Origin of the sequence: Actinoplanes couchii (assembly GCF_016862075.1) — a bacterium.
In the GTDB taxonomy this organism is placed as follows: Bacteria; Actinomycetota; Actinomycetes; order Mycobacteriales; family Micromonosporaceae; genus Actinoplanes; species Actinoplanes couchii.
On sequence record NZ_BOMG01000153.1, the window covers coordinates 1 to 10641 of the forward strand.

2 protein-coding genes are annotated in these 10641 nt (G+C 76.3%); both read left to right on the forward strand.

The window, feature by feature from the left end; genetic code table 11:
* The first annotated feature begins 20 nt into the window (after nucleotides 1-20).
* Entirely contained in the window at nucleotides 21-9815 is a 9795-nt protein-coding gene (locus tag Aco03nite_RS51715) for a type I polyketide synthase (protein WP_239146146.1), read from the forward strand.
* A partial coding sequence (locus Aco03nite_RS51720) for a beta-ketoacyl synthase N-terminal-like domain-containing protein (RefSeq protein ID WP_444978847.1) occupies nucleotides 9776-10641 on the forward strand: 866 nt, incomplete at its 3' end. The genes Aco03nite_RS51715 and Aco03nite_RS51720, both read left to right, overlap by 40 nt.

Below are 10641 nucleotides of genomic sequence, written 5' to 3' on the forward strand. Positions count from 1 at the left end.
CCGCGATCGGCCGGCTGCATGTGCGAGGCGTACGGGTCGACTGGCCCGCCGTCTTCGCCGGGTGGGCGGCGAGCCGGATCGCCCTGCCGACCTACCCGTTCGTCCGTGTCCGGCACTGGATCGGCGAAAGCGCCACCGCCGTTCCGGCCACGCTGCCACGCCCGTGGGAGGGCGCCGACGAGCCGGGCCGCCGGCGGATCGCCCTGGACCTGGTGCGGGCCTCGGTCGCCCACGTGGCCGGGCACGCCTCGGCCGCTGACGTCGCCGCCGATGCCACCTTCCACGACCTCGGCCTCTCGTCGTTGGCCGGGGTCGAACTGCTGGAGCGGGTGAACCGGCTGACCGGGCTCGCGCTCCCGCCGGCCGACCTCTTCGACCACCCCACCCCGGAGCGGCTCGCCGCGCACGTGCTCGCCGCGGTGGACGGAACCACCACCGGCCCGGCCGCCGCCGAACAGCTGGATCAGGTCGCGGACGACCCGATCGCGATCGTCGCGATGAGCTGTCGCCTTCCCGGCGGCGTCGCCAGCCCGGACGAACTGTGGCGACTGCTCGCCGACGGCACCGACGCGGTCGGCCCGTTCCCGACCGACCGGGGCTGGGACCTCGACGGGCTCTACCACCCCGACCCGGACCACGAGGGCACCAGCTACGTCCGCAGCGGCGGGTTCCTCGACGAGCCGGGCGCGTTCGACGCGGGCTTCTTCGACGTCTCGCCGCGCGAGGCGCTCGGCATGGACCCGCAGCAGCGGCTCCTGCTCACCCTGTCGTGGGAGGCCTTCGAAGGCGCCGGTATCGACGTGACGACCCGCTGCGGCGAGGCCGTCGGGGTCTTCGTCGGCGCGACCGCCACCGACTACGGCCCCCGCCTGCACGAGGCGCCGGACGGGCTCGCCGGGCGGGTCCTGACCGGGACCACCCCGAGCGTGGCGTCCGGCCGGATCGCCTACACTTTCGGCTTCCACGGCCCGGCGCTGACGGTCGACACCGCGTGCTCGTCGTCGCTGGTGGCCCTGCATCTGGCCGCGCAGTCGCTGGAGCGCGGCGAGTGCACCCTCGCGCTGGCCGGCGCCGCCACCGTACTCGCCACCCCCGGCATGTTCGTCGAGTTCAGCCGGCAGCGCGGGCTCGCACCGGACGGCCGGTGCAAGCCGTTCGCCGCGGCCGCCGACGGCACGGGCTGGTCCGAGGGCGGCGCGATGCTGTTGTTGGAGCGGCTCTCGGACGCGCGCCGTCAGGGCCATCCGGTGCTGGCGACGATCCGCGGATCGGCGGTCAACTCCGACGGCGCCTCCAACGGTCTCACCGCGCCGAGCGGCGCCGCGCAGCAGCGGGTGATCCGCTCGGCGCTGGCCGCGGCCGGCCTGGGGCCCTCGGACGTGGACGCGGTCGAGGCACACGGCACCGGCACCGCGCTCGGCGACCCGATCGAGGCGCAGGCACTGCTCGCGGTCTACGGCGCTGACCGGCCCCGGCCGCTCCTGCTCGGCTCGCTCAAGTCCAACATCGGGCACACCCAGGCGGCGGCCGGCGCGGCCGGACTGATCAAGATGGTGCTGGCCATGCGGCACGGCCGCCTCCCGGCCACGCTGCACGTGGACGCGCCGACGCCCAAGGTGGACTGGCCGACGGGCGCCGTCGAGCTGGCGACGGCCGCCACCGACTGGCCCGCCACCGGCCGGCCGCGGCGCGCCGGCATCTCCTCCTTCGGCATCAGCGGCACGAACGCGCACGTCATCATCGAGCACGCCCAGTCGCCGGCCATGCCGGCGGCCCGGGACGAGCGGATCGTGCCGTGGGTGCTGTCGGCGCGCACTCCGGACGCGCTGCGCGCCTACGCGGACCGGCTCGCCACCGTCGACGCCGACGTCACCGACGCGGCCTTCACCCTGGCCACCGGACGGGCCCGCTTCGAGCACCGGATGATCGCCGTCGGCGCGGACCTCGCGGAGCTGCGCGACCGGCTGACCGGCGACGCGGTGAACGGCCGGACGGCCGACGATCCGCGCGCGGTGTTCGTCTTCCCCGGGCAGGGCGCGCAGTGGGCCGGCATGGCGGCCGAGCTGCTGCGCCACTCCGAGGTGTTCGCGGCGGCGATGGACGCGTGCGCGAGCGCGCTCCGGCCGTTCACCGATTGGCCCCTGCTCGACGTGCTCGGCGACGCCGAGATGCTGGAGCGCGTCGACGTCGTCCAGCCGGCCCTGTGGGCGGTGATGGTCTCGCTGGCCGAGCTGTGGCGGTCGTACGGGATCGAGCCGGCCGGCGTCGTCGGCCACAGCCAGGGTGAGATCGCCGCGGCCTGCGTGGCCGGGGTGCTGAGCCTGGCCGACGGCGCCCGGGTGGTGGCATTGCGCAGCAGGGCGCTGTCGGCCCTCGCCGGCGCCGGCGGGATGGTCTCGGTGCCCCGGCCGCCCGAGGAGATCGACCTCCGCGGGTTGTCGGTCGCGGCGATCAACGGGCCGCGCTCGACCGTCGTCTCGGGCCCTCCGGAGGAGCTGGCGGCGTTGCTGGCCCGCGACGACCGGGCCCGGCGCGTGCCCGTCGACTACGCGTCGCACTCACCGCAGGTCGAGCGGCTGCGCGACCGGCTGCTGGCCGACCTCGCCCCGGTCACGCCACGACCGGCCGTCGTGCCGTTCCACTCGACGGTCACCGGCGAGCCGGCCGGCACCACCGCGCTCGACGCCGGGTACTGGTACCGCAACCTGCGCGAGCCGGTCCGGTTCCGGACGGTCGTGCGGGAGCTGCTGGACACCGGCACCACCTGCTTCATCGAGGTGAGCCCGCACCCGGTCGTGTCGATGGGCGTGGCCGAGACGGTCGACGAGCACGGCGCCGACGCGGTCACGGTCGGGACGCTGCGGCGTGGGGACGGCGGGACGCGGCGGATGCTGACCGCACTGGGCGAGGCGTTCGCGCACGGGCTGCCCGTACGGTGGGAACGGCTCTTCAACGGGCTCGGCGCGCGCCGCGTCGGCCTGCCGGGCCACCCGCTGCGCGCGGACCGGTACTGGCTGCCGCCCGCCCGATCCGGCGTGGGCGGGCCGTCGGCCGTCGGCCACCCGCTGCTGGACACGGCCGTCGACCTGGCCGACGGCGGCGCCCTGTTCACCGCACGGCTGTCGGTGTCCCTGCACCCGTGGCTGGACGAGCACCGGGTCGGCGACGTGCCGGTCCTGCCCGGCGCCGCCTACACCGACCTGGCGCTCTGGACCGGTGCGCGGGCCGGTCTCCCCCGGGTGGGCGAGCTGACCATCGAGCGGCCGCTGCGGCTGCCGCCCGGCCGTACGCTGTCGGTCCAGATCGCGGTCAGCGCGCCGGACGGCGACCACCGCTCGTGGACCCTGTCGGCGCGCGACGGCGCCGAGCCGTGGATCCGGTACGCGACCGGCACGCTGCGGCCCGGGGGCCACGATCACGACGGCGCGGCCGCCTGGCCGTCCGATCCGGCGGAGATCGACCTGACCGGCGGCTACCAGCGGCTGGCCGACGCGGGATTCGGCTACGGGCCGTCCTTCCGGGGCCTGCGCCGGCTCGCCGCGTCCGGCGACGAGCTCTTCGCCGAGGTGGCCGTGCCGGCCGCGGACGGGTTCGTGATCGCGCCGGCGCTGCTGGACTCCGCGCTGCACGCGCTGGAGCTGCGGTCGTTGGCCGCCGGCGGTCCGGGGCTGCTGCCGTTCTCCTTCGGCGACGTCGAGTTGCACCGCACCGGCGCCACCCAGCTGCGCGTGCGGCTCACCCCGGCCGGCCCGGACAGCGTGACCCTGACCGCGACGGACCCGGCCGGCGCTCTGGTGCTGACGGCCGGTGCGCTCGTCATGCGCCCGCTGTCGGCGGCCGGGCAGGCGCTGCACCGGATCCGGTGGGTGCCGCTGCCCGCCCCGGCGGGTGACCCGGGCGCCGACGCGACGGCCGTGCCGGTCACCTGCGCGACCGTCCACGACGCGCTGACGATGCTGCACGACCGGTTGGCCGGCGACGATCCCAGCCGCCCACCGCTCGCCGTCGTGACCACCGGCGCGGTCGCCGCCGCCCCCGGTGACGACGTGCCCGGTCTCGCCTCGGCGCCGGTCTGGGGACTGGTCCGCTCGGCCCAGACGGAGCATCCCGGCCGGTTCCTGCTGGTCGACACCGACACACCGGAGCCACCCGTCGCTGCCGTCGCGGCCGCGCTCGCCGCCGGCGAGGACCAGTTGGCCGTCCGTGCCGGCCAGGTGCTGGTGCCGCGGCTCGTCCGGGCCACGCCGCCGCCCCCGGCGGAGTCGCCGATCCCGGCGGGTAGCACGGTGCTGATCACGGGGGCGCCCGGCGCGCTCGGCTCGGCGGTCGCCCGCCACCTGGTGACCCGGCACGGCGTGCGGAACCTGCTGCTGGCGAGCCGCCGTGGTCCCGCGGCGCCCGGCGCCGGAACCCTCGTCGCGGAGCTGGAGGCGCTCGGCGCCCGGGTCACCCTCGCCGCCTGCGATGTCGCCGACCGGACGGCGCTGGCCGCGCTGCTGGCCACCGTGCCGGACGACCGCCCGCTCAAGGCGGTCGTGCACGCCGCCGGGGTCCTCGACGACGGCGTGCTCACCGCGCTCACCCCCGACCGGCTCGACGCGGTGCTGCGCCCCAAGGCCGAGGCCGCGTGGCACCTGCACGAGCTGACCCACGACCTGGCCACGTTCGTCCTGTTCTCGTCCGCCATGGGTGTCCTCGGCAACGCGGGCCAGGGCAACTACGCGGCCGCCAACGCCTACCTCGACGCGCTCGCCGCGTACCGGCGGGCGCGGGGGATGCCGGCCGTGTCACTCGCCTGGGGACTCTGGGAGGCCGGCGGCGGCCTGACCGGGCACCTCGACCGGGACCGGATCTCCGCTGCCGGTGTCCTGCCCCTCGCGACCGGCGCGGCGCTGGAGCTGTTCGACGCCGGGCTGGCCACCGCCGAGCCGGTGCTGGTACCGGCCCGGATCGACCTCGCGGCGCTGCGCGACGGCCCGGTGCCGGCGATCCTGCGCGACCTGGCGCCGCGGCCGGAGAAGCCCACCGCTCCGGCGCCGGTTGCCGCGGAGTCGGCCGACGAGCTGGTCGCCCGGCACGTCGCCGCGGTGGTCGGGCTCCCCACCGGCACCGAGGTCGACCCCGGCCGTGCCTTCAAGGAGCTCGGCTTCGACTCCCTCGCCTCGGTCGGCCTGCGTAACCGGCTCGCTGCCGCGACCGGCCTGCGCCTGCCGGTCTCACTGGTCTTCGACCACCCGACCCCGGCCGCGGTCGGCGCCTACCTGCGCACGCTGCTGACCGGCGCCACCATGCCCGCGACGGCGGTGGACCGTCCCGCGCGGCCGGACGACGACCTCGTCGCGATCGTCGGCATGTCCTGCCGCTTCCCGGGCGGCGCCGCCTCGCCCGAACAGCTGTGGGACCTGCTCGCCGACGGCCGCGACGCGATCACCGGGCTGCCCAGCGGGCGGGGCTGGCCGGCCGATCTCTACGATCCCGACCCGGACCGTGCCGGTCACAGCTACGCGCGGGCCGGGGGGTTCCTGCACGACGCGGCCGACTTCGACGCCGAGTTCTTCGGCATCAGCCCCCGTGAGGCCCTGTCGATCGATCCGCAGCAGCGCCTCCTGCTCGAGACGTCCTGGGAGGCGATCGAGCGGGCCGGCATCGACCCGCACTCGCTGCGCGACAGCCGCACGGGCGTGTTCGCCGGCATCATGTACAACGACTACGCGGCCCGCTTCGGCCGCGACGGCGGCGACTACGAGGCGCACCTCGGCAACGGCAGCGCGGCCAGTGTCGCGTCCGGCCGGGTGGCCTACCAGCTCGGTCTGCACGGCCCGGCGGTCAGCGTCGACACCGCCTGCTCTTCCTCGCTGGTCGCCGTGCACCTGGCTGCGCAGGCCCTGCGGCACGGCGAGTGCTCGCTGGCGCTGGCCGGCGGGGTGACCGTGATGGCCACCCCGAAGCTGTTCCTCGAGTTCAGCCGGCAGCGCGGCCTGTCCCGCGACGGGCGCAGCAAGGCGTTCGGGGCAGGCGCCGACGGGATGGGCGCGGCCGAGGGCGCCGGCGTGCTGCTGTTGGAGAGGCTGTCCGACGCGCGCCGGCACGGTCATCCGGTGCTGGCCGTGATCCGTGGCTCGGCGGTCAACTCGGACGGCGCCTCCAACGGGCTCACCGCGCCGAACGGTCCGGCCCAGCAGCGGGTGATCGCCGACGCGCTCGCCGCTGCCGGGCTGCGCCCGTCCGACGTGGACGCCGTAGAGGCGCACGGCACCGGTACCGCGCTGGGCGACCCGATCGAGGCGGAGGCCCTGCTCGGCGCGTACGGAACCGGGCGGGACCGGCCGCTCTGGCTGGGCTCGGTCAAGTCGAACATCGGGCACACCCAGGCCGCGGCCGGTGTCGCCGGAATCATCAAGATGGTCCTGGCCCTCGGCGCCGGCGAGCTGCCGCGCACGCTGCACGCCGACGAGCCGACCCCGCACGTCGACTGGTCCGCCGGAACGCTGTGCCTGCTCCGGCAACCGGAACCGTGGCCGGCCGGTGACCGCCCGCGCCGGGCCGCCGTCTCCTCGTTCGGCATCAGCGGCACCAATGCGCATCTCGTGCTCGAGGAGGCGCCACCGATCGCGGCCGTGGACGCCGGTCCGGTTCCCGAGATGGCGCCGGTGCCGTGGCTGCTCTCCGGCCGTACCGAGGCGGCGCTGCGGGCCCAGGCCGCGCGGCTGCGCCCGTCGGCCGGCTCGCCGGCCGACGGCGTCGGCGTCGCGCTGGCAACCCAGCGGTCACGCTTCGAGCACCGGGCCGTGGTCGTGGCGTCCCTCTCGGCGGGGCGCGACCGCGCGCTGGCCGCGCTGGCCACCGGCGATGTGGCCGCCGGCCTGGTCCACGGCGTGGCGGCCGAGGTGCGCGAGGTGGTCTTCGTCTTCCCCGGCCAGGGCGCGCAATGGCCGGGAATGGGCGCGGCGCTGCTCGACGCGTCGGCCGAGTTCCGGGCGGAGATCGAGGCGTGCGAGGCCGCGCTCGCCCCGTACGTTGACTGGTCCCTAACCACCGTCCTGCGCGGTCTGCCCGGTGGCCCGCCACCGGACCGGGTCGACGTGGTGCAGCCGGCCCTGTTCGCCATGATGGCCGGTCTGGCCCGGGTGTGGCAGGCGCACGGGGTGCGGCCCACCGCGGTCGTGGGCCACTCGCAGGGTGAGATCGCCGCCGCGTACGTGGCCGGAGCACTGACGCTGCCGGACGCCGCCCGCGTGGTCGCGCTGCGCAGCCGGGCGATCGCCACGCTGGCCGGTTCCGGCGGCATGGCCTCGATCGCGCGGCCGGTGGCGGAGGTACGGCGCCGCGCCGGCGACCGGGTCGGCATCGCGGCGGTCAACGGGCCCCGGACGGTGGTCGTGTCGGGCGCGACGACGGCCGTCGAGGCCCTGGTCGCGGAGTGTACGGCCGAGGGCGTCCGGGCGCGGCTCGTCCCGGTGGACTACGCGTCGCACTCGCCGCAGGTGGACGCGATCCGCGACGAGCTGCTGAGCGCCCTCGCACCGATCGCTCCCCGGGCCGCCCGGATCCCGTTCCACTCCACGGTCGAGGGCCGGGCCGTCGACACGACCGGGCTCGGCGCCGGCTACTGGTTCCGCAACCTGCGCGAGACCGTCCAGTTGGCCGGGACCGTGGCGGCCCTGCCGTCCGCGGTGTTCATCGAGGTGAGCCCGCACCCGGTGCTGACCGCGCCGATCCAGGAGACCGTCGGTACGGACGCCGTCGTGCTCGGCTCCCTGCGCCGCGGCGACGGCACCCCCGCACGGATGCTGACCTCGCTGGCCGAGGCGTACGTCCGGGGCGTGACGGTGGACTGGACCGCGGCGATCCCGGCGGCGGCACCGGTCCCGCTGCCCACGTACCCCTTCCAACGAAGCCGTTACTGGCTGGACGCGCCGGACGCCGACGACCGGCGATGGGCCGGCATCGAGGACGCCGGTGACCTGGCCGCCCTGCTGCCCGGGCACGATCCGGCGGAGCTGCGTGCCGCCGCGTCGGTGCTGTCCGCGCTACGCGAGCGCCGGGCCGCCGGCGATCCGAGCGACGACTGGCGATACGGGGTCGAGTGGCGCCACCGGACCACGCCGGCCGTCGCGATCACCGGCCGGTGGGCCGTTCTCGCGCGCCCCGGCCGGCCCGAGACCGGGGAGGTGGTCGCCGCCCTGCGCCGTGCCGGCGCCCGGCCGGACCTGGTCGAGGTCGGCCCCGAGGCCGGACGGCGGACGCTGGCGGCCGGGCTCGCCGGCTGCGACGGCGTGCTCTCCCTGCTCGGGCTCGACGACGGGCCGCACCCGGAGCAACCCTCGGTGCCGGCCGGCTTCGCGCAGACCGTCGCGCTGGTACAGGCGCTCGGTGACGCGGGGGTCGGCGCGCCGCTGTGGTGCGTCACCCGGTGGGCCGTCGCCACCGCACCGGACGAGCCCATCGACCCCGGTCAGGCGCTGCTCTGGGGCCTGGGCAGGGTCGTCGGCCTGGAACATCCGGACCGGTGGGGCGGCCTGATCGACCTGGACGGCCCAGCCGGCCTCCTCGCCGCGGTGCTCGGCGGCGAGGAAGACCAGGTGGCGGTCCGGGTACACGGCGTCCTGACGCGCCGGCTCACCCGGAGGCGGCCTCGCGGCGTGCCGGCGGCGGAGTGGACGACCGGCGGCACCGCCCTGGTCACCGGCGGCACCGGCGCGCTCGGCGCCCACGTGGCCCGCTGGCTGGCCGGCCGCGGGGCCGAACACCTGCTACTGGTCAGCCGGCGCGGACCCGAGGCGCCCGGCGCGGCCGAGCTGGCCGACAGCCTGCGCGGGCTGGGCGCCGCAGTGACCGTGGCGGCCTGTGACGTGTCCGACCGGGAGGCGCTCGCCGCGCTCGTCGGCGCGATACCGGCCGACCGTCCGTTGCGGACGGTCGTGCACACGGCCGCGGCCCTCGACGACGGCACCGTGGACACCCTCACCCCGGCGCAGCTGGAGCGGGCGCTGCGGGTCAAGGTCGGCGGCGCGCGCAACCTGCACGAGCTGACCCGCCAGGCGGAGCTCGACGCGTTCGTGCTCTACTCCTCGCTCGGCGGCACGGTCGGCCTGCCCGGGCAGGGCAACTATGCACCGGCCAACGCCTACCTCGACGCGCTCGCCGAACGGCGCCGCGCGCAGGGTCTCGTGGCCACCTCCGTGGTCTGGGGCGCGTGGGCCGGAGGCGGCCTGGCCAGCGGCACGGTCGCCGACGTGCTGCGCCGGCACGGCCTGCCGGAGATGGACCCGGCCCTCGCGCTGGCAGGGCTGGGCCGGGCCCTGAGCGGCGGCGAGCCGGTCGCGATCATCGCCGCCGTCGACTGGAGCCGGTTCTGGACAGCCTTCACGGCGCTGCGGCCGAGCCCGATGCTCACCGAGATCCCCGACGTCGCGCGCTTCCGTACCGGCGAGGGCCCGGAGCCGGCCGTCCGCCTCGCCACGGCGACCGAGCAGGCCCTCACCGATCTGGTGTGCGCACACGTCGCGGCGGTGCTGGGCCATGACAGCCCGGCATCCGTACGACCGGACCGCGCGTTCCGGCTGATCGGCTTCGACTCGGTGACCGGCGTCGAGCTGCGCAACCGGATCGCCGCCGCCACCGGGCTCAGCCTGCCGACCACCACCGTCTTCGACTTCCCCACCCCGGCCGCGCTCGCCGGCTATCTCCGCGAACGGCTCGCACCGGCCGTACCCGCCGCCGCGGAGGCACCGGAGCTGCCGGACCTCGATCCGCTCACCGCGACCGACGACGAATTGTTCGACCTGATCGACCGCGATCTGGGGGTGTCCTGACAGTGACCGACACCGAGGCGAAGCTCCGCGAGTACCTGCGGCGTGTCACGGCTGACCTCCAGCGCACCCGCCGGCGGGTGGCCGAGCTCGAGCAGCGGACCGGCGAACCGATCGCCATCGTCGGCATGGCCTGCCGGTACCCGGGCGGGGTGCGCTCGCAGGAGGACCTGTGGGACCTGGTGTCCGCCGGCCGCGACGCGGTCTCCGCACTCCCCACCGACCGGGGCTGGGACCTCGGTGGCCGGTTCCACGAGGACCCGGCGGTCGCCGGGTCGTTCTACGCCCGCGGCGGTGGGTTCCTGCACGACGCGGCGGGCTTCGACCCGGCGGTGTTCGACATCTCGCCGCGCGAGGCGCTTGCCATGGACCCGCAGCACCGCCTGCTGCTGGAGACGACCTGGGAGGTGTTCGAGCGGGCCGGTGTGCCGGTGACGTCGTTGCGCGGCAGCGACACCGGCGTCTTCGTGGGCGCCACCTACCAGGACTACGCCTCGCGCCTGCACCGGACGCCGGCCGAGCTGGAGGGCTACATCGTCACCGGCAACACGGCCAGCGTCGCCTCCGGCCGGGTGGCGTTCACCTTCGGGCTGGAGGGACCGGCGGTCACTCTCGACACGGCGTGTTCGTCGTCGTTGGTGGCGTTGCATCTGGCGGCGCAGTCGTTGCGGTCGGGGGAGTGCGATCTCGCGGTGGCCGGCGGCGTCGTGGTGATGTCGTCGCTCGACATGTTCGTCGAGTTCAGCAGGCAGCGCGCCCTCTCTCCGGACGGGCGGTGCAAGGCGTACGCCGAGGCCGCGGACGGGTTCGGCGCGGCCGAGGGTGTGGG